Consider the following 1,210-nt stretch of genomic DNA (forward strand, 5'->3'; position numbering starts at 1 on the left):
AAGACCTTCGGTCGCATTATCGAGAAGCATCGCGGAGATGCGGGCGTGCGCACCTTGGGCTGCGCCGATCTGTTCCGCATCATGTCGTTCGCCCAGTTGACCTGGCGCGAGTCGCTGCGCGACATAGAGGTCTGCCTGGCGGCCAACCGCAGCAAGCTCTTTCACATCGGATCGAGGAACGTCCCGGTGCGCTCGACGCTGTCGGATGTGCTGAACCTGCGGGATTGGCGCATCTACCACGAACTGGCGATGCGCCTTATCACGCGCGCTCGGGCGCTGTATGCGAGCGAGTCGCTGGATATCGATCTCGATGCAACCATCTACGCCCTGGACGCCACTACCATCGACCTGTGCCTGTCGTTGTTCGAGTGGGCGCCGTTTCGCAAGACCAAGGCAGCGATCAAGATGCACACGCTGCTCGATTTGCGCGGCGCCATTCCCGCCTTCCTCCACATTTCCGACGGCAAACTGCATGAGGTAAACGTACTCGACTTCCTGCCCATCGAGGCAGGCGCGTTCTACGTGATGGATCGCGGCTATCTGGATTTCGCTCGGCTCTACTTCGTTCATCAAGCCGGCGCTTTCTTCGTCACGCGGACCAAGAGCAACATGAATGCCCGCCGCGTCCACCCTGCCGCAACACCGGTGTCATCTGCGATCAGACCATCGCCCTGAACGGCTTTTACTCTGCCCAAGACTATCCCGAGCACTTGCGCCGCATCCGCTTCAAGGACCCGGAGTCCGGCAAGACCTTGATCTTTCTGACCAACAACACGACGCCGCCGGCTATCACCATCGCCGCGCTGTACAAGAACCGCTGGCAGGTGGAANTGTTTTTCAAATGGATCAAGCAGTATCTGCGTATCAAGAAATTCCTCGGCACGAGCGAGAACGCGGTGAAGACGCAAATCCGGTGCGCCGTGTCCACCTACGTGCTCATCGCCATCATCAAGAAGGAGCTTCAACTCAATGCCTCGCCCTACACTTTGCTAGAGATTTTGTCCGTCTCGGTTTTCGAGAAAAACCCTATTTTACAGGCCTTTCTGGCCCGACTCTTCCCTGTCAAAAGTTCCCGGCGCCGCGAACCGTTGAACTTGTTCGAAATTTAACCGGACACTAGTCCATTGCGTCATTGAAAAAGCACCCGTTTGTGATTGAATTAGGTGCATGGAAAAGATGAACTTGACCGAGTCTGAGCGTGAACAGTTGC

Annotated in this window: 1 pseudogene; it reads left to right on the forward strand. The window is 56.8% G+C overall.

The window, feature by feature from the left end:
• Positions 1 to 1,109 (forward strand): annotated as a pseudogene (locus tag A3A5_RS39205) (IS4 family transposase); the annotation flags it as partial.
• Between the last annotated feature and the right edge of the window lie 101 nt (positions 1,110 to 1,210).

The organism is Cupriavidus sp. UYPR2.512, from assembly GCF_000379565.1.
Taxonomy (GTDB): Bacteria; Pseudomonadota; Gammaproteobacteria; order Burkholderiales; family Burkholderiaceae; genus Cupriavidus.